The sequence below is a fragment of the Ureibacillus sp. MALMAid1270 genome (assembly GCF_049202975.1).
GTDB lineage: Bacteria > Bacillota > Bacilli > Bacillales_A > Planococcaceae > Ureibacillus.
The window spans coordinates 146,700-168,770 of record NZ_JBMIRP010000093.1; the positions used below are offsets into that span (position 1 = coordinate 146,700).

At 37.2% G+C, this 22,071-nt stretch carries 32 protein-coding genes; all 32 read left to right on the plus strand.

Features of this window, described 5'->3' with window-relative positions; translation table 11 throughout:
* The first annotated feature begins 86 nt into the window (after positions 1–86).
* The 32 genes from ACOQFO_RS13305 to secY all read left to right on the plus strand — a co-directional run bounded on the left by ACOQFO_RS13305 (position 87) and on the right by secY (position 22,060).
* Entirely contained in the window at positions 87–335 is a 249-nt protein-coding gene (locus ACOQFO_RS13305; protein WP_421690155.1) for a 50S ribosomal protein L7ae-like protein, read from the plus strand.
* Positions 336–434: 99 nt separating this feature from the next.
* On the plus strand, positions 435–854 hold the full coding sequence (rpsL, locus tag ACOQFO_RS13310; protein WP_421690156.1) for a 30S ribosomal protein S12: 420 nt from the start codon (positions 435–437) through the stop codon (positions 852–854).
* 42 nt (positions 855–896) lie between these two features.
* A complete protein-coding gene (gene rpsG, locus ACOQFO_RS13315) occupies positions 897–1,367 on the plus strand; it encodes a 30S ribosomal protein S7 (RefSeq protein ID WP_421690157.1) in 471 nt (156 codons plus the stop codon).
* A gap of 198 nt (positions 1,368–1,565) precedes the next feature.
* Positions 1,566–3,641, plus strand: coding sequence for an elongation factor G (fusA, locus tag ACOQFO_RS13320; protein ID WP_421690158.1), 2,076 nt, complete (start codon positions 1,566–1,568; stop codon positions 3,639–3,641).
* Between the two features lie 134 nt (positions 3,642–3,775).
* The gene (gene tuf / locus ACOQFO_RS13325; RefSeq protein WP_421690159.1) at positions 3,776–4,963 is read left to right on the plus strand and encodes an elongation factor Tu; all 1,188 of its coding nucleotides are present in this window, start codon (positions 3,776–3,778) and stop codon (positions 4,961–4,963) included.
* 148 nt (positions 4,964–5,111) lie between these two features.
* On the plus strand, positions 5,112–5,807 hold the full coding sequence (locus ACOQFO_RS13330; RefSeq protein ID WP_421690160.1) for a response regulator: 696 nt from the start codon (positions 5,112–5,114) through the stop codon (positions 5,805–5,807).
* The gene (locus ACOQFO_RS13335; RefSeq protein ID WP_421690161.1) at positions 5,804–6,820 is read left to right on the plus strand and encodes a sensor histidine kinase; all 1,017 of its coding nucleotides are present in this window, start codon (positions 5,804–5,806) and stop codon (positions 6,818–6,820) included. The genes ACOQFO_RS13330 and ACOQFO_RS13335 overlap by 4 nt, the downstream gene beginning before the upstream one ends.
* Before the next feature lie 100 nt (positions 6,821–6,920).
* Positions 6,921–7,685, plus strand: a complete 765-nt coding sequence (locus ACOQFO_RS13340) for an ABC transporter ATP-binding protein (protein ID WP_421690162.1) — start codon at positions 6,921–6,923, stop codon at positions 7,683–7,685.
* Entirely contained in the window at positions 7,672–9,648 is a 1,977-nt protein-coding gene (locus ACOQFO_RS13345; protein ID WP_421690163.1) for an FtsX-like permease family protein, read from the plus strand. Before ACOQFO_RS13340 ends, ACOQFO_RS13345 begins: the two co-directional genes overlap by 14 nt.
* Positions 9,649–9,780: 132 nt before the next feature.
* Positions 9,781–11,097: a Na+/H+ antiporter family protein gene (locus ACOQFO_RS13350; RefSeq protein ID WP_421690164.1), complete on the plus strand. Its 1,317-nt coding sequence runs from the start codon at positions 9,781–9,783 to the stop codon at positions 11,095–11,097.
* A 393-nt stretch (positions 11,098–11,490) separates the two neighbouring features.
* Positions 11,491–11,799: a 30S ribosomal protein S10 gene (gene rpsJ, locus ACOQFO_RS13355; RefSeq protein ID WP_036172433.1), complete on the plus strand. Its 309-nt coding sequence runs from the start codon at positions 11,491–11,493 to the stop codon at positions 11,797–11,799.
* A gap of 48 nt (positions 11,800–11,847) precedes the next feature.
* Positions 11,848–12,477 (plus strand): 50S ribosomal protein L3, encoded by a 630-nt coding sequence (gene rplC / locus ACOQFO_RS13360; protein ID WP_421690165.1) that lies wholly within the window; start codon positions 11,848–11,850, stop codon positions 12,475–12,477.
* A 27-nt stretch (positions 12,478–12,504) separates the two neighbouring features.
* Positions 12,505–13,128, plus strand: coding sequence for a 50S ribosomal protein L4 (rplD, locus tag ACOQFO_RS13365; RefSeq protein WP_421690166.1), 624 nt, complete (start codon positions 12,505–12,507; stop codon positions 13,126–13,128).
* Positions 13,128–13,406 carry a 50S ribosomal protein L23 gene (gene rplW / locus ACOQFO_RS13370; protein ID WP_421690167.1) on the plus strand — a complete coding sequence of 93 codons (279 nt, stop codon included), beginning with the start codon at positions 13,128–13,130 and terminating at the stop codon, positions 13,404–13,406. The genes rplD and rplW overlap by 1 nt, the downstream gene beginning before the upstream one ends.
* A 52-nt stretch (positions 13,407–13,458) precedes the next feature.
* Complete coding sequence (rplB, locus tag ACOQFO_RS13375) at positions 13,459–14,289, plus strand: 50S ribosomal protein L2 (protein WP_421690168.1); 831 nt, start codon at positions 13,459–13,461, stop codon at positions 14,287–14,289.
* A 60-nt stretch (positions 14,290–14,349) separates the two neighbouring features.
* Positions 14,350–14,628, plus strand: coding sequence for a 30S ribosomal protein S19 (gene rpsS / locus ACOQFO_RS13380; protein WP_036172443.1), 279 nt, complete (start codon positions 14,350–14,352; stop codon positions 14,626–14,628).
* 22 nt (positions 14,629–14,650) lie between these two features.
* Complete coding sequence (gene rplV / locus ACOQFO_RS13385; RefSeq protein ID WP_036183146.1) at positions 14,651–14,995, plus strand: 50S ribosomal protein L22; 345 nt, start codon at positions 14,651–14,653, stop codon at positions 14,993–14,995.
* A 3-nt stretch (positions 14,996–14,998) separates the two neighbouring features.
* The gene (rpsC, locus tag ACOQFO_RS13390; RefSeq protein WP_421690169.1) at positions 14,999–15,655 is read left to right on the plus strand and encodes a 30S ribosomal protein S3; all 657 of its coding nucleotides are present in this window, start codon (positions 14,999–15,001) and stop codon (positions 15,653–15,655) included.
* Between the two features lie 2 nt (positions 15,656–15,657).
* Entirely contained in the window at positions 15,658–16,092 is a 435-nt protein-coding gene (gene rplP, locus ACOQFO_RS13395; protein WP_036183126.1) for a 50S ribosomal protein L16, read from the plus strand.
* Positions 16,082–16,279, plus strand: a complete 198-nt coding sequence (gene rpmC, locus ACOQFO_RS13400) for a 50S ribosomal protein L29 (protein ID WP_421690170.1) — start codon at positions 16,082–16,084, stop codon at positions 16,277–16,279. The genes rplP and rpmC overlap by 11 nt, the downstream gene beginning before the upstream one ends.
* 22 nt (positions 16,280–16,301) lie before the next feature.
* Positions 16,302–16,565: a 30S ribosomal protein S17 gene (gene rpsQ / locus ACOQFO_RS13405; RefSeq protein ID WP_421690171.1), complete on the plus strand. Its 264-nt coding sequence runs from the start codon at positions 16,302–16,304 to the stop codon at positions 16,563–16,565.
* A 42-nt stretch (positions 16,566–16,607) separates the two neighbouring features.
* On the plus strand, positions 16,608–16,976 hold the full coding sequence (gene rplN, locus ACOQFO_RS13410; RefSeq protein ID WP_097149259.1) for a 50S ribosomal protein L14: 369 nt from the start codon (positions 16,608–16,610) through the stop codon (positions 16,974–16,976).
* A 119-nt stretch (positions 16,977–17,095) separates the two neighbouring features.
* Complete coding sequence (gene rplX / locus ACOQFO_RS13415; protein ID WP_421690172.1) at positions 17,096–17,404, plus strand: 50S ribosomal protein L24; 309 nt, start codon at positions 17,096–17,098, stop codon at positions 17,402–17,404.
* Positions 17,405–17,432: 28 nt separating this feature from the next.
* A complete protein-coding gene (rplE, locus tag ACOQFO_RS13420; RefSeq protein WP_421690173.1) occupies positions 17,433–17,972 on the plus strand; it encodes a 50S ribosomal protein L5 in 540 nt (179 codons plus the stop codon).
* 21 nt (positions 17,973–17,993) lie between these two features.
* Complete coding sequence (locus tag ACOQFO_RS13425; protein WP_004233656.1) at positions 17,994–18,179, plus strand: type Z 30S ribosomal protein S14; 186 nt, start codon at positions 17,994–17,996, stop codon at positions 18,177–18,179.
* Positions 18,180–18,209: 30 nt separating this feature from the next.
* Complete coding sequence (gene rpsH, locus ACOQFO_RS13430; RefSeq protein WP_097149256.1) at positions 18,210–18,608, plus strand: 30S ribosomal protein S8; 399 nt, start codon at positions 18,210–18,212, stop codon at positions 18,606–18,608.
* 30 nt (positions 18,609–18,638) lie between these two features.
* Positions 18,639–19,178 carry a 50S ribosomal protein L6 gene (rplF, locus tag ACOQFO_RS13435; protein ID WP_421690174.1) on the plus strand — a complete coding sequence of 180 codons (540 nt, stop codon included), beginning with the start codon at positions 18,639–18,641 and terminating at the stop codon, positions 19,176–19,178.
* 32 nt (positions 19,179–19,210) lie between these two features.
* Positions 19,211–19,570, plus strand: a complete 360-nt coding sequence (rplR, locus tag ACOQFO_RS13440; protein ID WP_421690175.1) for a 50S ribosomal protein L18 — start codon at positions 19,211–19,213, stop codon at positions 19,568–19,570.
* Positions 19,571–19,591: 21 nt separating this feature from the next.
* Positions 19,592–20,092: a 30S ribosomal protein S5 gene (rpsE, locus tag ACOQFO_RS13445; RefSeq protein WP_421690176.1), complete on the plus strand. Its 501-nt coding sequence runs from the start codon at positions 19,592–19,594 to the stop codon at positions 20,090–20,092.
* Positions 20,093–20,106: 14 nt separating this feature from the next.
* Positions 20,107–20,289 carry a 50S ribosomal protein L30 gene (rpmD, locus tag ACOQFO_RS13450; protein ID WP_421690177.1) on the plus strand — a complete coding sequence of 61 codons (183 nt, stop codon included), beginning with the start codon at positions 20,107–20,109 and terminating at the stop codon, positions 20,287–20,289.
* 35 nt (positions 20,290–20,324) lie between these two features.
* Complete coding sequence (gene rplO, locus ACOQFO_RS13455) at positions 20,325–20,765, plus strand: 50S ribosomal protein L15 (protein ID WP_421690178.1); 441 nt, start codon at positions 20,325–20,327, stop codon at positions 20,763–20,765.
* Positions 20,765–22,060 (plus strand): preprotein translocase subunit SecY, encoded by a 1,296-nt coding sequence (secY, locus tag ACOQFO_RS13460; RefSeq protein ID WP_421690179.1) that lies wholly within the window; start codon positions 20,765–20,767, stop codon positions 22,058–22,060. The genes rplO and secY overlap by 1 nt, the downstream gene beginning before the upstream one ends.
* Positions 22,061–22,071: the final 11 nt, after the last annotated feature.

Genomic DNA, 22,071 nt, shown 5'->3' on the forward strand with positions numbered 1-22,071 from the left:
TATAAAAAATATTTGACAGTTTATTTTAGTAATGTTAATATACTTAAGGTTGATAGTTAACTGTCTGTACTTCGGAGGATATGCAAATGTCTTATGAAAAAGTCAAACAGGCTAGTAAAACAATCATAGGGACAAAACAAGCAATTAAAGCAATTAAAGTCGGCCAAGTAAGAGAACTTTTTGTTGCACTTGATGCAGAGTCCCGAATTACCGATCCAGTTATAATTCTTGCAAAAGAAGTCGGTGTGCCGGTAAATCTCGTCGAGTCAAAAAAAGAACTTGGCAAAGCTTGTGGTATTCATGTGGGTGCTGCAATAGTTGCTATTGCTCGATAATAGTTTTTGTGTTAGTTCACAAAGACTTTGTTTTTTACCCAAAAAATGAACCACCTGGATATGTGGAATTACATGAAAGAATGAAGGGAGGAAAAACCGATGCCTACAATTAACCAATTGGTACGTAAGCCTCGTAAATCAAAAATCACGAAATCAAATTCACCTGCGTTAAATAGAGGATATAACAGCTTCAAAAAATCTTTAACAAATGTTAAATCACCTCAAAAACGTGGAGTTTGTACACGTGTGGGTACAATGACACCTAAAAAACCAAACTCAGCATTACGTAAATATGCTCGTGTACGTTTAACAAACCAAATCGAAGTTACAGCTTACATTCCTGGTGAAGGTCACAACTTACAAGAACACAGCGTAGTATTAATCCGCGGTGGACGAGTAAAAGACTTACCAGGGGTACGTTACCATATCGTACGTGGTGCTCTTGATACTGCTGGTGTTAACAACCGTAAACAATCACGTTCTTTATACGGTACAAAACGTCCAAAAGAAAAAAAATAATCTAGCTTTCATATAGATAAATAGTCGAAAGGAGGAAAACACATGCCTCGTAAAGGTCCTGTTTCCAAACGTGACGTGTTACCAGATCCAATTTACAATTCAAAACTAGTAACTCGTTTAATCAATAAAATGATGATTGACGGTAAAAGAGGTACTTCTGAAAAAATCTTATACGGTGCGTTCCAACTAATAAAAGAACGTTCTGGTCAAGAGCCATTAGAAGTATTTGAAGCAGCATTAAACAACATTATGCCAGTTCTTGAAGTACGTGCTCGTCGTGTGGGTGGTTCTAACTACCAAGTACCAGTTGAAGTACGCCCAGAACGTCGTATTACTTTAGGTCTTCGTTACTTAGTTAACTACGCTCGTCTACGTGGAGAAAAAACAATGGAAGAGCGTTTAGCTAATGAAATTCTTGATGCTTCTAACAACACAGGTGCTTCAGTTAAGAAACGTGAAGATATGCACAAAATGGCAGAAGCAAACAAAGCATTCGCACATTACCGCTGGTAATTTAGACTATGTACTAGCTTCGTGCTAGTACTAGTTTAACATTGTTTTGTTTTCAAAATGATGTTAACAGCCTAAGCGATATTCAAAGATTTCGTAAAGAATGCAACTCGAGTAATCATTCTTTTGAAATATTGGATAAAATATGCTTAGGCATATTTACCATATAGTCTGAACCAATTTGGAAGGAGAAAATTTCCTATGAAACGCGAATTCTCACTTGAGAATACACGTAATATCGGAATTATGGCTCACATTGATGCTGGTAAAACAACAACAACTGAGCGTATCCTTTATTACACAGGTAAGATCCATAAAATCGGCGAAACTCACGAAGGTGCCTCTCAAATGGACTGGATGGAGCAAGAACAAGAACGTGGTATTACAATCACTTCTGCTGCTACAACAGCTCAATGGAAAGGCCACCGTGTTAACATCATTGATACACCAGGACACGTAGACTTCACAGTTGAAGTAGAACGTTCTCTACGTGTACTTGATGGTGCAGTAACAGTTCTTGATGCTCAATCAGGTGTTGAGCCACAAACTGAAACTGTATGGCGTCAAGCTACAACTTACGGAGTACCACGTATCGTATTCGTAAACAAAATGGATAAAATCGGTGCTGATTTCTTATATTCTGTAAGAACTTTACATGACCGTTTACAAGCTAATGCTCATCCAATTCAATTACCAATCGGTGCTGAAGATCAATTCGAAGCAATTATCGATTTAGTTGAAATGAATGCTGTCTTCTATGGTAACGACCTTGGTACTGATATCGAAGTTCGTGAAATTCCAGAAGAATATAAAGCACAAGCTGAAGAATACCGTGAAAAATTAATAGAAGCAGTAGCAGAACTTGATGAAGAATTAATGGAGAAATACTTCGCTGGTGAAGAAATCACTAAAGAAGAACTTAAAGCGGGTATCCGTAAAGCAACTCTATCAGTTCAATTCTATCCAGTAATCTGTGGTACTGCATTCAAAAACAAAGGTGTTCAATTAATGCTTGATGCAGTAATTGACTACTTACCAGCTCCAACTGATGTTGAAGCTATTAAAGGTATTAACGATAATGGCGAAGAAGTTGAAAAACACGCAAGCGATGATGAACCATTTGCTGCACTTGCTTTCAAAGTAATGACTGACCCTTATGTTGGTAAGTTAACATTCTTCCGTGTGTACTCTGGTGTATTAGAATCAGGTTCATACGTACAAAACTCAACAAAAGGTAAACGTGAACGTGTAGGTCGTATCCTTCAAATGCACGCAAACTCTCGTGAAGAAATTTCTAAAGTATTCGCTGGGGATATTGCTGCTGCTGTTGGTCTTAAAGATACTACAACTGGAGACACTCTATGTGACGAGAAACACCACGTTATTTTAGAGTCTATGGAATTCCCAGAACCAGTTATCTCTTTATCTGTTGAACCAAAATCAAAAGCTGACCAAGATAAAATGGGTCAAGCTTTACAAAAACTTCAAGAAGAAGATCCAACTTTCCGTGCACATACTGACCCAGAAACTGGACAAACAATCATTTCAGGTATGGGTGAGCTTCACCTTGATATCTTAGTTGATCGTATGAAACGTGAATTTAAAGTTGAATGTAACGTAGGTGCTCCACAAGTTTCTTACCGTGAAACTTTCCGTAGCTCTGCAGCCGTTCAAGGTAAATTCACTCGCCAATCTGGTGGACGTGGACAATATGGTGACGTTTGGATTGAATTCTCTCCAAACGAAGAAGGTAAAGGATTTGAGTTCGAAAACGCTATCGTTGGTGGGGTTGTTCCTCGTGAATACATTCCTGCAGTTGAAGCAGGTCTACGTGACGCTCTTGAACGCGGTGTAATTGCTGGTTACCCATTAATCGATATTAAAGCGAAACTATATGATGGTTCTTACCATGATGTAGACTCGAACGAAATGGCATTTAAAATTGCTGCTTCTATGGCACTTAAAGCTGCTGCATCTAAATGTAACCCAGTTCTTTTAGAGCCAGTTATGAAAGTTGAAGTAGTTATTCCTGAAGAATACCTTGGTGATATTATGGGTAACATCACTTCTCGCCGTGGACGTGTAGAAGGTATGGAAGCTCGTGGTAACGCACAAGTTGTTCGTGCAATGGTTCCACTTTCAGAAATGTTTGGTTATGCTACAACTTTACGTTCTGCAACACAAGGTCGTGGTGTATTCTCAATGGTATTCGATCACTATGAAGAAGTACCAAAATCAATTTCTGAAGAAATCATCAAAAAAAATAAAGGTGAATAATTATTATTTGAAATTTCACCTTGTATCAAGTATAAATAATTTGTAAGCTATGATTGTTTGGTAAGGAAATATTTTCTTGCCAAACGGTTATAACATAAAAAAATAATAAAACAGATTATAGGAGGCTATCTCTAATGGCTAAAGAAAAATTTGACCGTTCGAAAACGCATGCTAACATTGGTACAATCGGACACGTTGACCATGGTAAAACTACATTAACTGCTGCTATCGCTACAGTTCTTGCTAAAAAAATGGGTGGTACAGCTAAATCTTACGCTGATATCGACAACGCTCCAGAAGAAAAAGAGCGTGGAATCACAATCAATACTTCTCACGTAGAATATGAAACAGCTACTCGTCACTATGCACACGTTGACTGCCCAGGACACGCTGACTATGTTAAAAACATGATCACTGGTGCTGCTCAAATGGACGGCGGTATCTTAGTAGTATCTGCTGCTGACGGCCCAATGCCTCAAACTCGTGAGCACATCTTACTTTCTCGTCAAGTAGGTGTTCCTTACTTAGTAGTATTCTTAAACAAATGTGATATGGTAGACGACGAAGAATTATTAGAATTAGTTGAAATGGAAGTACGTGACCTTCTTTCTGAGTACAACTTCCCTGGAGACGAAATTCCTGTAATTAAAGGTTCTGCTCTTAAAGCTCTTGAAGGTGAACCAGAATGGGAAGAAAAAATCGTTGAATTAATGGACGCTGTTGATAGCTATATCCCAACTCCAGAACGTCAAACTGACAAACCATTCATGATGCCAGTAGAGGACGTATTCTCTATCACTGGTCGTGGTACAGTTGCTACTGGTCGTGTAGAACGCGGTCAAGTTAAAGTTGGTGACGTAGTAGAAATCATCGGTCTTGCTGAAGAAGCTAAATCTACAACTGTAACTGGTGTAGAAATGTTCCGAAAATTATTAGACTATGCTGAAGCTGGTGACAACATTGGTGCTCTTCTTCGTGGGGTTGCTCGTGAAGATATCCAACGTGGACAAGTATTAGCTAAACCAGGCTCAATCACTCCACACACTACTTTCAAAGCAGAAGTTTACGTATTATCAAAAGAAGAAGGTGGACGTCATACTCCATTCTTCTCTAACTACCGTCCTCAGTTCTACTTCCGTACAACTGACGTAACAGGTGTTATCAACTTACCAGAAGGCGTAGAAATGGTTATGCCTGGTGACAACATCGAAATGAACGTAGAATTAATCTCTCCAATCGCTCTTGAAGAAGGTACTAAATTCTCTATCCGTGAGGGTGGACGTACTGTAGGCGCTGGTGTAGTTGCTTCTATCCAAAAATAATTAATAAGCCTATAATGCTTATCAACTCCAACTCTAGGGGACGCCTTAGAGTTGGAGTTTTTTTGTTTTTTGTATCCCAACTGTCCATGTGTTTCACAGTGTATTTGGCAATTTATGTTACAATATGATTGATAAGAGGTGATAATTAATGGAAGAAAAAATTTTACTTATTGAAGATGATCAGTCCATTTTTGAAACGATACAGGAACGATTTCTACAATGGACGTTGCATGTAGTAAGACCAAATAGTTTTCAGAACGTGATGGATTCTTTTATTGAGGAGAAACCACATCTAGTAATTATTGATATTCAATTACCGGCATTCGATGGATTCCATTGGTGTCGTGAAATACGTACCATTTCAAAAGTTCCAATCATCTTCTTATCATCTCGAGATCATCCGATGGATATGGTAATGGCCATGCAAATGGGAGCAGATGATTTTGTACAAAAGCCATTTCATATGGAAGTCTTATTGGCAAAAGTACAAGCCTTATTACGTCGTACATACGATTATTCTGATGAACAGACAGAAATCGGCCGATGGAATAACGCTATCATAGATTATGCTAAGGGACTCATTAGTTTTGATCATCAATCTATTGAATTAACTAAAAATGAGTTATTTATATTGCGTATACTTCTGCAACATGTAGATCAGATTGTTTCTCGTGATGATTTAATGAGGAAATTATGGGATGATGAACGATTCGTAAATGATAATACATTATCTGTTAATGTGAACCGATTACGATCCAAACTAGAGGATATTGGACTTAAGGATGTTATTATTACAAAGAAGGGTCTAGGGTATATGGCTATAACAAAAAGAGGTGACAAATGATTACCTTATATATAAAAGAACGCCTTCCTTGGATTATTATTTTTATTATCATCATTTTATTTATAAACCTATTATTTTATTTGGATAATGGATTTTCTGGAATTTCCGTTGGATACTTTAATCTTATTGTTATTGGTTTGTTTGTCTGTTTCCTTATTTGGATGTATTTTAAAGAGAAAAATCAAATTAAAAATTTCCTAGGAAATATATCTGAGAATAATAATTATCATGAATTGAAGTTAGATAATTTGTCTCCTTACCAAATCTTTTATCTTGAAAGAATTATACAATTATTGAATCAAAGGGATTCATTAATCAATAAGATTAAAGTAAAGTCTCAAGAGGATTCTGAAGATGTTCTTGCTTGGGTTCATGAAATGAAAACACCTCTTACTGCTCTTAAACTAATGATTGAACAAATTGATGATTATAAGATGCGTCAAAAATTGGAGAAGGAATGGGCAAGGATTAATTACTTGCTTGACCAACAACTACATAATACAAGACTTGCAACAATTGAAAAGGATAATATGTATGAAACGGTAATCTTAAAATCCATTGTTCATAAAGAGATCAGAGAATTTCAATCTTGGTGTATGGAAAAGGGAATTGGATTTCAAATTGAGGGGCTTGATTGTGAAGTAGTTACAGACAGCAAATGGTTATCCTTTATTATTAGGCAAATTTTATCTAACGCTATTAAGTATAGTTACGAACATACAGAAGTTGAGATTTTTACCAAAAGAGACGTAAATGATCATATCTTATTACATGTTAAAGATAAGGGGGTTGGGATCCCTAAAGAAGATTTGCCTCGAATTTTCCAAAAATCTTTTACAGGTACAGTAGGTAGAGAATCTTTTCAATCGACTGGTATGGGATTGTATTTAGCTGAAAATGCGGCGGAGAAATTAGGTATTAAGATTTTAGTCCGTTCTATAGAAAAGGAAGGCACAATTGTCACACTCCAGTTTCCAAACAAAAATGAATATCACGAAATTGTTGGTAGATGACAAAATTGTCACCTACCGTTTTATTTTGTCATCTAAATCGAAGGAAGAACGAGATGAATAAGTCTAAAATAAAATTAGCAAAAACGTGAGGAGTGTATTTATGTCGGTATTAATAGGAAGAAAAATACGCAAAACATATGGAAAGAAATCAAATGCACAAGAAGTGTTAAAAGGGATAGATTTAGAAGTGAAAGAAGGAGAATTCGTTGGAATTATGGGACCTTCTGGATCTGGGAAAACAACGTTGCTAAACGTACTGTGCTCAATCGATTTTCCAACTGAAGGAATTGTTGAAATCAATGGGCAAAATTTAAGAGGGATGAAAGAAAAAGCGTTAGCTAATTTTAGACGAGAACAACTTGGTTTCATCTTTCAGGATTACAATCTACTCGATACATTAACGGTAAAAGAAAACATCTTATTGCCGTTATCGATTAGTAAGATTCCAAAAGTTTCAGCTGAAAATCGTTTGAAAGAAATAGTTGGGTTATTAGGTATTTCAGATATATTAAATAAATATCCAAATGAAATATCGGGTGGTCAAAAACAAAGAACATCAGCAGCACGTGCATTAATAGCAAATCCAACGTTAGTGTTTGCAGATGAACCAACTGGGGCATTAGATTCTAAATCTGCTTCGGCATTACTTACGAATTTGGAAAATATTAACCAGCAAAAATCCGTAACGATCATGATGGTAACTCATGATTCTGTAGCAGCTAGTTTCTGTTCTAGAGTGTTATTTTTAAAGGACGGCCAAATCTATACAGAATTATATCGTGGTGACAAAACACGAAATCAATTTTTCCAACAAATATTAAATACCCAGAGTGTACTTGGTGGTGATGGCTATGACGCTAGGTAAACTTGTTCTAAGAAGTATGCGAAAGAATGTAAAACATTATTATTTATATTTCTTCGCTCTTATATTTAGTGTTACGTTATGCTTCTCATTTACAACCCTTTATACAAATCCATCTGTAGTTGAGACTTTAGAAAAAAGCGGAACTGCAACTGCTGGATTTGAAGCAGTTACTTATGTTCTTTACTTTATTGTGACATTTTTTGTCTTATATGCGAATCACCTTTTTATGAAGAGAAGAAGTAAAGAAATTGGGTTATATCAATTGATTGGTATGACGAAAGGGTTAGTAGTTCGTTTAATTGCTCTAGAAAATGTTATTTTGTTCGTAATAGCAGTCGGTGTTGGAATGATTGTTGGGTTTTTAAGTTCAAGAATTTTTGCAATGATATTACTGCGAATAGTTGAACTTGAAGCAATTGTAGAGCTGACATTTTCATTTGAAGCATTAACACAATCAGTTATTATTTTTGCAATTTTATTGGCCGTTATCTTAATTCAAATGGTTTGGATGATCAATAGAGTTTCTCTACTATCATTATTTAATGCTTCAAAGAAAGCAGATGAACGCATTAAACAATTTAGTTTATTCAAAATGATCTTGGGGTTAGCTGGAATTGCCCTTGTGACTTATGGTTATTATCAGTCAACACAGTTGTTTAGTATTAAAGATCAATCTGCTGCTAATAACTTATTTATAACTATGTTACTTATTCTAGTGTACACAATATTAGGTACATTTCTGTTTTTCCGTTTCTCAGTCGCCTTTATTATGAATCTTATAAGAGCGAAAAAGAAAGGTCATTTAAATGTTGTTGATGTACTAGCAGTGACACCGATTATGCACCGTATGAAATCAAGCGCTAAATCGTTAACATTAATTACGACGTTAACTGCATTAGCGATCGGAATAGCAAGTCTATCTTATATTTCATATTATTCCTCGGAAACGAATGCAAGGCAGTCATCTCCTTATGATTATTTTATTATTAACAATCAAGGTATTGAATTTCTTGAGCAATTAACTGAAGAAGGTATTGAATATAAAAAGGAAACGTATCAAGTCTCTGAAGTACAACTTAATTTAAAAAATTTAGTCAGTGAAAAATTAAAAGATAGTCCATTTTTTAGTGAAGAAGCTCCAACAGCTGTTATTTCCATAAGTGATTTTCATAAAATAGTTCCTAACGTGTCCATTAATGAAGGGGAAGCTTTCATAACAAGTTATGAAAATGTATTATCTGAAGTTATGCCGTTGAATAAGGAAAAGGATATAGTTGTTAAATCAGGTGATCAAGAAATACCTTTATTCATAACAGATGTTCGTGAAGATTTCATATTATATAGTGCTGCAAACTTCGGAAGTCCAGTATTAGTAGTGACAGATGAAATGTTTGAACAAATAAGTTCAAATGGGGTTCTAAATACTCATACAGGGATTAATCTAATTGAAAAAGGGGATATGGAAAAAGCTGAAGTAATTTATAAAAGTTTAGCCGATGAAAGAGGAATTGAACTCGAGTATAAAGAGGGTTATCCATTTACACATACACCAAGTTCGTACGAAGAACTACGTAAACAAAATATTGTATCATTTGGGATGACAATTTTTGTATCAGCTTTCTTAGGTTTAGCGTTTTTACTTACAACAGGTAGTATCCTATACTTCAAGCAAATGGCAGAAGCAGAAGATGAGAAAGAATCATATACGACTTTAAGAAAAATAGGATATTCCACATCGGATATTATGAAAGGGATTTATGCTAAACAGCTATTTAGTTTTGGTGTACCTTTAATTATTGGATTATTGCATAGTTTCTTTGCTGTGAAATCTGGATGGTTTTTATTTGGCTCTGAATTTGAAGCGCCATTATTGATCATTATGAGTTTATACATCTTAATGTACGCAGTATTTGCAATACTTTCTATACAGTATTATAAGAAGGTTGTAAAAGGTTCTTTATAATAGAAGAAAGTCGTTATAATTTTTCGAAATAAGGGAAAATTATAACGACTTTTTATATCGTTGACTTTTATAGTATAAGAACTTATACTTTAACACGTTACTAATTTAGCAGACGAAAGTATGAGGTACATCATGAATGCAGTAATAATTGCCGTTATTAGTATGTTAGTATTAAGCTTACTACGAGTAAATGTAGTTCTGTCCTTAGTATTAGGGGCGGTTATTGGCGGTTTGTCAGGTGGAATGACATTAACCGAAACAATTGATGCGTTTCAAAATGGATTAGGCGGGGGAGCTCAAGTAGCTTTAAGCTATGGTTTATTAGGTGGCTTTGCTGTAGCTATATCTAAGACAGGAATTACTGAATTACTAATTAATAAAATTTTAAATATCGTCAATCAAAATGGTAAAACAGAAAAACAAGGTTTAGTTAAGGTCCTTATTTTCTTACTTTTATTAATGATGGCGATTTTCTCTCAAAACCTTATTCCGATTCATATCGCATTTATTCCATTATTAGTACCACCAATACTAAAGATATTAAATATGTTAAAAGTCGATCGCCGATTAATAGCATGTATATTAGCTTTTGGATTGATTACTCCATATATGTTCTTACCGTACGGGTTTGGGTTTATTTATCAAGAAATTATAGCGACTCAGATTGGACTAGCAGGTTTGCAGATTAATTTTGCGGATATTCCTAAAGCAATGGCAATGCCAGCGTTAGGGATGGTATTTGGCCTAGTATGCGCATTCTTCTTCTATCGAAAACCAAGAAAGTATAATGAAGTTGAATTACAAAAAGAACAAATCGAAGTTACGATTAAAACTAGAAATATCATTTTTACAATTCTCGCATTAGTTATAGCAGTTGTTGTTCAAATTAATACTGATTCAATGATTATGGCTGCACTTGTGGGGATATTAGTACTTTATATCACAGGAGCACTTAAATGGAGTGCCGCAGATGTAATCCTATCAGATGGTCTAAGGATGATGGCATTTATAGGATTTGTCATGATCGCAGCAAATGGTTTTTCTTCAGTGATTAATACAACAGGGCATGTGGAATTATTAGTTAAAGATACTCTAGCGATTCTAGATGGAAATGTAAGTTTAGCAGTTTTATTAATGCTTATCATTGGATTAGTTGTAACTATGGGAATTGGGTCTTCATTTGCAACAATCCCTATTATTGCAGCTATATTTGTTCCATTATCTCTTGAGTTGGGGTTAAGTACATTAGCGATTATTTCATTAATAGGAACAGCAGGAGCGCTGGGAGATGCTGGATCACCAGCTTCTGACTCAACGTTAGGTCCAACTGCCGGACTAAATGCGGATGGACAACATAATCATGTATGGGACACATGCGTACCAACATTTATTTTTTACAACATCCCACTAGTAGTTTTCGGTTGGATTGCAATTACATTTATGCTGTAATATTAAGAGTAGCTTTCTAGTTAATTACTAACTAGAAGCTATTTTTTTTATTTGTTATTACTCACACGCCTCAAATTACCAATTGAAAATATAGGGAAAACCATTGATTATCCGAGGTATATCTAATATACTGAGAGACGTCAAAACGATTATGATTTGAATAAAGACTCCAAAGATAATAATCTTCAACATTAATATTAAAAGTTATTAAAAATAAAGAATTTAGCAAAAATCCTTGCTTATTCTTTTTTTATTGTATATAATGTTGAATGTTGGTCTTTGACTGCGATGAAGCGGGAGGTTGCCGACACACCCGGCCGCTTTGCCATGGCGAGTGTGTGGGAAATTTCCGTGGAGAATGTCTAGAAAATAGGCGAAAAAGGAGGGAAAATAATGGCAAAACAAAAGATTCGTATTCGTTTAAAAGCGTATGATCACCGAGTGTTAGATCAATCTGCTGAGAAAATTGTGGAAACTGCTAAACGTTCAGGTGCAAGTGTATCAGGTCCGATCCCGTTACCAACTGAGAAGTCTGTGTACACAATTCTTCGTGCGGTTCACAAGTACAAAGATTCTCGTGAACAATTCGAAATGCGTACGCATAAACGTTTGATCGACATCATTAACCCAACACCACAAACTGTTGACGCGTTAATGAAACTTGACTTACCATCTGGCGTTGATATTGAAATCAAACTTTAATGGTAAAAACAAATAGAATTTTTTCAAATATTACAGGAGGTGTGACAAATGACTAAAGGAATCTTAGGTAGAAAAATCGGTATGACTCAAGTGTTCGCTGAAAACGGAGATTTAATTCCTGTAACAGTAATCGAAGCTAGTCCTAACGTTGTTCTTCAAAAGAAAACTGTTGAAACTGATGGCTACGAAGCAATCCAAGTTGGTTTCGAAGATAAGCGTGTTAAGCTTTCAAACAAACCAGAACAAGGTCATGTAGCAAAAGCGAATACTGCTCCTAAGCGCTTCATTCGTGAATTCCGTAACGTAAACGTTGCAGAATACGAAGTTGGTCAAGAAGTCAAAGTAGAAATTTTCGCTGCGGGCGATATCGTTGATGTAACAGGTGTAACTAAAGGTAAAGGTTTCCAAGGTGTAATTAAACGTCATGGACAATCTCGTGGACCAATGGCTCACGGTTCTCGTTACCACCGTCGTCCTGGTTCAATGGGTCCAGTAGCTCCGAACCGCGTATTCAAACAAAAAGCTTTACCTGGTCAAACTGGTGGAGAAGTAGTTACAATCCAAAACTTAGAAATCGTTAAAGTGGATGCAGAACGTAACTTACTACTAGTTAAAGGTAATGTTCCTGGTTCTAAAAAAGCATTAGTTACAGTGAAATCAGCTGTAAAAACTAAATAATTTTCTTGAAGAAAGGAGGAAACAGGAATGACAAAAGTATCTGTACTTAGTCAAACAGGTGCTTCAGTTGGTGAAATCGAATTAAACGATTCAATCTTCGGAATTGAGCCAAATGAAGCAGTATTATTCGACGCAGTAGTAGCTCAACGCGCTTCTCTACGTCAAGGTAATCATAAAGTAAAGAACCGCTCAGAAGTTGCTGGTGGTGGACGTAAACCATGGCGTCAAAAAGGAACTGGTCGTGCTCGTCAAGGATCTATCCGCTCTCCACAATGGCGTGGTGGTGGTACGGTATTCGGACCAACTCCAAGAAGCTACAGCTATAAATTACCGAAGAAAGTTCGCCGTTTAGCTCTTAAATCAGCTTTATCAGCTAAAGTTGGAGAACAAAACTTCCTAGTTCTTGATGCATTACAATTAGATGCACCAAAAACTAAAGACTTCAAAGCAATCTTAGGTAACTTAAACATTGCTAAAAAAGCATTATTCGTTACTGCTGAAGTAGATGAAAACGTAGCATTATCTGCTCGTAACATCCCTGGTGTAACTGTTTTAACAGCTTCTGGAATCAACGTTCTTGATCTATTAGGTCATGATAAAGTTGTATTCACAAAAGCTGCAGTAGAAAAAGTTGAGGAGGTGCTTGGATAATGGAAGCACGTGATGTACTAAAACGTCCGGTCATTACTGAGCGTTCTTCTGAGCTTATGGCTGAGAAAAAATATACTTTCGAAGTTGATGTTCGTGCGAACAAAACTGAAGTAAAAGACGCTGTTGAAGAAATCTTTGGAGTAAAAGTTGAGAAAGTAAACATCATGAACTACAAAGGTAAATACAAACGCGTTGGTAAATTCGGTGGTTACACTAACAAACGTCGTAAAGCGATTGTTAAATTAACTGCTGATTCAAAAGAAATTGAAATCTTCTAATTAGAAGATAATATAAGATCCGAAATGAAGAATTAAGAAGGAGGGAATACACATGGCGATTAAAAAGTATAAACCTACCTCAAATGGTCGTCGTAACATGACGGCACTTGACTTTGCGGAAATTACAACTAATAAGCCTGAAAAGTCTTTATTAGCACCAAAAAAACGCAAAGCTGGTCGTAATAACCAAGGTAAAATTACTGTTCGTCATAATGGTGGTGGTCACAAGCGTCAATACCGTATTATCGACTTTAAACGTGTGAAAGACGGCATTCCAGGACGCGTTGCTACTATCGAATATGATCCAAACCGCTCAGCTAACATTGCATTAATCAATTATGCTGATGGTGAAAAAGCTTACATCTTAGCTCCAAAAGGATTAGAAGTTGGTCAAACAATCGTATCTGGTCCAGAAGCTGATATTAAAGTAGGTAATGCATTACCACTTGCAAACATTCCGATGGGTACTACAATCCATAACATCGAACTTAAACCAGGTAAAGGTGGACAATTAGTACGTTCTGCTGGTACATCTGCTCAAGTACTTGGTCGTGAAGGTAAATATGTAATCGTTCGTTTACAATCTGGTGAAGTACGTTTAGTATTAGCTACTTGCCGTGCAACAATCGGTCAAGTTGGTAACGAACAACACGAATTAGTTCATATTGGTAAAGCAGGTCGTACACGCTGGTTAGGTAAACGCCCAACTGTACGTGGATCTGTAATGAACCCTAATGATCACCCACACGGTGGTGGTGAAGGACGTTCTCCAATCGGACGTAAATCTCCAATGACACCTTGGGGTAAACCGGCTCTTGGCCTTAAAACTCGTAAGAAAAAGAATAAAACTAATAAGTTAATTATTCGTGGTCGTAAAAAATAAAGTGATGAAACTACGGTTCGCTTGTCGTACCGTGGTGATGTCACGGAGGGAGGTTCCTAAATGGGTCGCAGCTTGAAAAAAGGACCTTTTGTCGATGATCATTTAATGAAAAAGGTCGAAGCACAAGAGAGTTCAGAGAAAAAACAAGTAATTAAAACTTGGTCTCGCCGTTCTACTATCTTCCCAAACTTCGTTGGTTTAACAATCGCGGTGTATGATGGACGCAAACATGTTCCTGTATACGTAACGGAAGATATGGTAGGTCACAAACTAGGCGAGTTCGCACCAACTCGTACTTATAAAGGTCACGGTGCGGATGACAAGAAAACAAGACGCTAATTTTGAGAGGAGGTAAATTCGAATGACACAAGCTAAAGCTATCGCTCGCACAGTGCGTATCGCTCCTCGTAAAGTTCGTCTAGTAGTAGACTTAATCCGAGGTAAGCAAGTAGGTGAAGCAGTTGCAATTTTACGTCATACTCCAAAAGCGGCGTCTCCAGTCGTTGAAAAAGTGTTAAAATCTGCAGTTGCAAACGCTGAGCATAACTATGAATTAGATGTAAATAACTTAGTTGTTTCTGAAATTTTTGTTGACGAAGGTCCAACATTAAAACGTTTCCGTCCACGTGCACAAGGACGCGCAAGCGCAATTAACAAACGCACAAGCCACATTACTGTAGTGGTATCTGAGAAGAAGGAGGGTTAATCCGTGGGTCAAAAAGTACATCCAATAGGATTACGAGTTGGTATTATTCGTGACTGGGAGTCAAAATGGTACGCTGAAAAAGACTATGCTGCTCTATTACACGAAGATATCAAAATTCGTAAATATATCGAGTCTGCTTTAAAAGAAGCTGCTGTTTCTAAAGTAGAAATCGAACGCGCTGCAAATCGTGTTAACATTACAATTCACACTGCGAAACCAGGTATGGTAATTGGTAAAGGCGGTCAAGAAGTAGAAAACTTACGTAAATACCTAAGCGATACAACTGGTAAACGTGTACACATTAATATTATTGAAATCAAAAAAGCTGATCTTGATGCTCGTTTAGTAGCAGAAAATATCGCTCGTCAACTTGAGAATCGCGTATCATTCCGCCGTGCTCAAAAACAAGCAATCCAACGCACAATCCGTGCTGGTGCAAAAGGAATTAAAACACAAGTATCTGGTCGTTTAGGTGGCGCTGATATCGCGCGTGCTGAACACTATAGCGAAGGAACTGTTCCACTTCATACTCTTCGTGCAGACATCGACTATGCTCACGCAGAAGCTGACACAACTTATGGTAAATTAGGTGTTAAAGTATGGATTTACCGTGGTGAGGTCCTTCCTACGAAGAAGAACTCTGTGGAAGGAGGCAAATAATTATGTTATTACCAAAACGCGTAAAATATCGTCGTGAACACCGTGGTAACATGCGTGGTGAAGCAAAAGGCGGTAAAGAAGTAACTTTTGGTGAATGGGGCCTACAAGCTCAAACAGCTAGTTGGATTACAAACCGTCAAATCGAAGCAGCACGTATTGCTATGACACGTTACATGAAACGTGGCGGTAAAGTATGGATCAAAATCTTCCCACATAAACCTTACACGAAAAAGCCTCTAGAGGTACGTATGGGTTCTGGTAAAGGTTCTCCAGAAGGTTGGGTAGCAGTAGTAAAACCAGGAAAAGTAATGTTTGAAGTTGCTGGGGTTTCTGAAGAGATCGCACGTGAAGCACTTCGTTTAGCATCACACAAACTTCCTGTTAAATGTAAAGTAGTTAAACGTCAAGAAACTGGTGGTGAATCTAATGAAAGCTAATGAAATCCGTGAACTTGCCACTTCTGAAATTGAATTAAAAGTGAAATCACTGAAAGAAGAGCTTTTCAACCTTCGCTTCCAATTGGCGACTGGTCAATTAGAAAACACAGCTCGCATCCGTGAGGTTCGTAAAGCGATAGCTCGCATGAAAACTGTGATTCGTGAAAGAGAAATCAGTGCAAATTAACTGATAAAGGAGGTTGTAAAGTATGACTGAGCGTAACCAACGCAAAGTTTACACAGGCCGTGTTGTTTCTGACAAAATGGATAAAACAATCACTGTTTTAGTTGAAACATACAAAAAACACAAATTATACGGTAAACGTGTAAAATACTCTAAAAAATTCAAAGCTCATGATGAATTAAACGAAGCGAAAATCGGTGATATCGTTCGTATCATGGAAACTCGCCCACTTTCAGCTACAAAACGTTTCCGTTTAGTGGAAATCGTAGAAAAAGCGGTTATTATTTAATAACATTTTCGGATTTTCAATTTCCGAAGGGAGGTAACCTAAATGATCCAACAAGAAAGTCGTATGAAAGTTGCTGACAACTCAGGTGCTCGTGAAGTATTAACGATCAAAGTACTTGGTGGTTCTGGACGTAAGACTGCAAACATTGGCGATATCGTCGTTTGTACAGTTAAGAAAGCAACACCAGGGGGCGTTGTCAAAAAAGGTGACGTTGTTAAGGCTGTTGTAGTTCGTACAAAATCTGGTGTTCGTCGTAAAGATGGTACTTATATCAAATTTGACGAAAACGCTTGTGTAATTATCAAAGATGATAAATCACCACGCGGAACTCGTATTTTCGGACCTGTTGCACGTGAATTACGTGATAGCAACTTCATGAAAATCGTTTCTCTAGCTCCAGAAGTTCTTTAATTGATGGATGCCATAGATATTAAATGAAAAATTTCGATTAAACTCGAAATGATCTCGGTAGTAATGCCAAGATAAATATGATTTACATGACAGTACCAATCAAGGAGGTGCGACACATAATGCATGTAAAAAAAGGCGACAAAGTAAAAGTTATTACTGGTAAAGACAAAGGTAAAGAAGGCGTTGTATTAGCAGCTTTCCCTAAAAATGACCGTGTTCTTGTTGAAGGTGTAAACATCGTTAAAAAACACGTAAAACCAAACCAGTTAAACCCACAAGGTGGTATTGTTAGCCAAGAAGCTGCAATCCACGTATCGAACGTAATGCTAATCGATCCTAAATCTGGCGAGCCGACTCGTGTAGGTTATAAAGTAGAAGATGGCAAGAAAGTTCGTGTTGCAAAAAAATCAGGTGCAGTAATCGACTAATAAGTAAAATGAGAAGGGAGGTACGAATATGAGCCGCCTAAAAGAAAAATATTTAAACGAAGTTTCTCCAGCTCTTATGAGCAAATTTAATTATAAATCTGTTATGCAAGTGCCAAAAGTTGAAAAAATCGTGATCAACATGGGTGTTGGTGACGCTGTTCAAAACTCAAAAGCACTTGACGCTGCTGTAGAAGAATTAACAATTATTACAGGTCAAAAACCAGTTGTAACTAAAGCGAAAAAGTCTATCGCTGGTTTCCGTTTACGTGAAGGAATGCCTATCGGTGCAAAAGTAACATTACGTGGTGACCGTATGTATGAATTCTTGGATAAATTAATCTCTATCGCACTTCCACGTGTACGTGACTTCCGCGGTGTTTCTAAAAAAGCATTCGATGGTCGTGGTAACTACACATTAGGTGTTAAAGAACAATTAATTTTCCCTGAAATCGATTACGATAAAGTTTCAAAAGTACGCGGTATGGACATCGTGATCGTAACGACTGCGAATTCTGATGAAGAAGCTCGCGAGTTATTGACACAATTCGGTATGCCGTTCCAAAAGTAATAAAACAAGGAGGGCGAGAACGTGGCTAAAAAATCAATGATCGTTAAACAACAACGTAAGCAAAAGTTTAAAGTTCAAGAATATACACGTTGTGAACGCTGTGGTCGTCCACATTCAGTGTACCGTAAATTTAAACTTTGCCGTATTTGTTTCCGTGAACTTGCATATAAGGGACAAATTCCAGGCGTTAAAAAAGCTAGCTGGTAATCCCCTAATTTGGGAAGGAGGTAAAAATATATGACAATGTCTGATCCAATTGCAGATATGCTTACTCGCATTCGTAATGCGAACATGGTACGTCACGAGAAATTAGAAGTTCCAGCTTCAAATTTAAAGAAACAAATCGCTGAAATTTTAAAGCGTGAAGGTTTCATCCGTGATGTAGAGTATGTTGAAGACAATAAACAAGGTATTATCCGTATCTTCTTAAAATACGGTAAAGATAATGAGCGTGTTATCACTGGTTTAAAACGTATTTCTAAACCTGGATTACGTGTTTACGCAAAAACAAACGAAGTACCAAAAGTATTAAACGGCTTAGGTATCGCTTTAGTATCAACTTCTCAAGGTGTATTAACTGATAAAGAAGCACGTGCTAAACAAGTTGGCGGAGAAATCTTAGCTTACATTTGGTAAGAAGCTATAAACGAACGGAGGTGCAACTAAATGTCTCGTGTAGGTAAAAAACCAATCGAGGTTCCTGCAGGAGTAACAGTTACGATCGCAGAAGATAATACTGTTACTGTAAAAGGACCAAAAGGCGAACTTACTCAATCTTTTAACAAAGATATTAAAATCGAACAAGAAGGTAACGTCATTACATTAACTCGTCCTTCTGAATCAAAAGAACATCGTACTATTCACGGTACAACTCGTGCATTACTAGCTAACATGGTAACTGGTGTATCTGAAGGATTTTCTCGTACTCTAGAACTTGTCGGTGTCGGATACCGTGCGCAATTACAAGGTAAAAAACTTGTATTAAACGTTGGATACTCTCACCCAGTAGAGTTCACACCTGAAGAAGGTTTAGAGATCGAAGTTCCTTCGAACACTAAAGTAACTATTAAAGGTATTAACAAAGAACGTGTTGGTGCATTAGCATCTAACATTCGTGACGTACGTCCACCAGAACCTTACAAAGGTAAAGGTATCCGTTACGAAGGTGAAGTTGTTCGTCGTAAAGAAGGTAAAACAGGTAAATAATGCTAGATAAGCGTTAGAAAGGAGTGACCTCAGTGATTACGAAACAAGATAAAAATCAAGTTCGTAAAAAACGTCATGCGCGTGTTCGTACAAAAATTTCGGGTACTGCAGAACGTCCTCGTTTAAATGTATTCCGTTCAAACAAGAACATCTATGCGCAACTTATTGATGATGTTGCAGGAACAACACTTGTAAGTGCATCTACTCAAGAAAAAGATTTTGAGGGTGCAGGTAACAATATTGAAGCTGCAGCTAAAATCGGTGAAATTATCGCTAAACGTGCTGTGGAAAAAAATATTACTGCTGTAGTATTTGACCGCGGTGGTTACTTATATCATGGACGTGTGAAAGCTTTAGCTGAAGCTGCACGTGAAAACGGCTTAGAATTTTAATAAGAAGGAGGGACATACTTCATGAGTCGAATTGACGCAAACAAACTAGAACTTGAAGAACGCGTAGTAACGATCAACCGCGTTGCTAAAGTTGTTAAAGGTGGACGTCGCTTCCGCTTCTCAGCATTAGTTGTTGTAGGAGATAAAAACGGCCATGTTGGTTTCGGTACTGGTAAAGCTCAAGAAGTTCCAGACGCAATCAAAAAGGCAGTTGAAGATGCGAAGAAAAACTTAATCGAAGTACCACGTGTTGGTGGAACTACTCCACACGAAGTACAAGGTCGCTTTGGCGCAGGTAAAATTTTAATTAAACCTGCATCTGCTGGTACAGGAGTTATCGCTGGTGGTCCAGTACGTGCCGTACTTGAACTTGCTGGTATTACTGATATTCTTTCAAAATCTCTAGGTTCAAACACACCTATTAATATGGTTCGTGCAACGATCGCAGGTTTAAATGAACTTAAACGCGCAGAAGAAGTTGCAAAACTTCGCGGTAAATCAGTGGAAGAATTATTAGGATAAGGGGGGGAATCAAAATGGCAAACAAACTAGAGATCACCCTTACTAAATCTGTTATTGGTGCGAAACCAGCTCAAAGAAAAATCGTTGAAGCTTTAGGTTTACGCAAAACTAATCAAACTGTTGAGCAAGCTGATAACGCTGCTATTCGCGGTATGTTAAACAAAGTAGCTCACTTAGTTACTGTAAAAGAAAATTAATAACCCTAAACAATGAACAAGGAGGTGCCACCCATATGAAACTTCATGAGTTAAAACCAGCGGTAGGTTCTCGTAAAGAGCGTAACCGTGTTGGTCGTGGTATCGGTTCTGGTAACGGTAAAACTGCAGGTAAAGGTCACAAAGGTCAAAACGCCCGTTCTGGCGGCGGCGTACGCCCTGGATTCGAAGGTGGTCAAAACCCACTTTTCCGTCGTTTACCTAAACGCGGCTTTACGAACATCAACCGTAAAGAATACGCTATCGTGAACATTGATACTTTAAATCGTTTTGAAGATGGCGTTGAAGTAACACCTGCATTATTAGTTGAAACTGGTGTCGTGAGTAATGAAAAAGCAGGCATTAAAGTTCTAGGTAATGGAACTCTTAATAAAAAGCTAACTGTAAAAGCTCACAAGTTCTCTGCATCAGCTAAAGAAGCTATCGAAAATGCTGGTGGAACAACAGAGGTGATTTAATGTTTCAAACAATCTCAAACTTCATGCGTGTTCGAGATATAAGAAATAAAATCATTTTCACCCTGATTATGCTTCTAATATTCCGTATTGGAACATTCATTCCAGTACCGAATGTTGACGCCAACGTATTACAAGTTGCCGATCAATTTAACTTAATCGGTTTCTTGAATACTTTTGGTGGTGGAGCATTGGCTAACTTCTCAATCTTTGCATTGGGAATTATGCCATACATTACAGCATCAATTATTGTTCAATTATTACAAATGGATGTTGTACCGAAGTTTGCTGAATGGTCTAAACAAGGTGACGTTGGTCGTCGTAAACTTGCACAGTTCACACGCTACTTCACAATCGTGTTAGCATTCTTACAAGCATTTGCAATGTCATTTGGTTTTAACCAAATGTATGGAGGACAATTAATTACTGATACAAGTATTATGTCTTACATTACAATTGCAATCGTGTTAACTGGTGGTACTGCATTCCTATTGTGGTTAGGTGAACAAATTACTGCACATGGTGTTGGTAACGGTATTTCAATCATTATCTTCGCCGGAATTGTTGCTGCAATTCCTACTGCAGTTAACCAAATCTATGCACAACAAATTGAAGGCGCTGGAGATCAACTGTTTATTCAGATCATCATCCTTGCACTTCTAGTTGTTATCCTTTTAGCAGTTGTTGTTGGGGTTATTTACGTTCAACAAGCGCTTCGTAAAATTCCAATTCAATATGCTAAACGTGTAGCGGGACGTTCTCCACAACTAGGTGGACAACAAACGCATTTACCTTTAAAAGTAAATGCTGCAGGGGTTATTCCGGTAATCTTTGCAATGGCATTTATCGTTACTCCTCAGACTTTGGTAATGTTTTTCGGACAAAACGATTTTACAACATTCATATCAAACACGTTTAACTATACAGAACCTGTTGGTATGATCATTTATGTTGCATTAATCGCTGCATTCACTTATTTCTATGCATTTATCCAAGTGAATCCTGAAAACTTAGCAGATAATCTGAAGAAACAAGGTGCATACATCCCTGGTATTCGTCCAGGTGGTGATACACAATCATACTTAACAAGAGTTTTATATCGTTTAACTTTTGTGGGTGCTTTATTCCTAATCGTGATTTCTGTATTACCGATCCTATTTATTAAATTCATGAACCTACCTGCCTCAGCGCAAATTGGTGGTACTAGTGTAATTATCGTAGTCGGTGTTGCATTAGAAACAATGAAACAACTAGAGTCACAATTAGTTAAACGTCACTATAAAGGCTTTATGAAATAATGTTGGTGAAT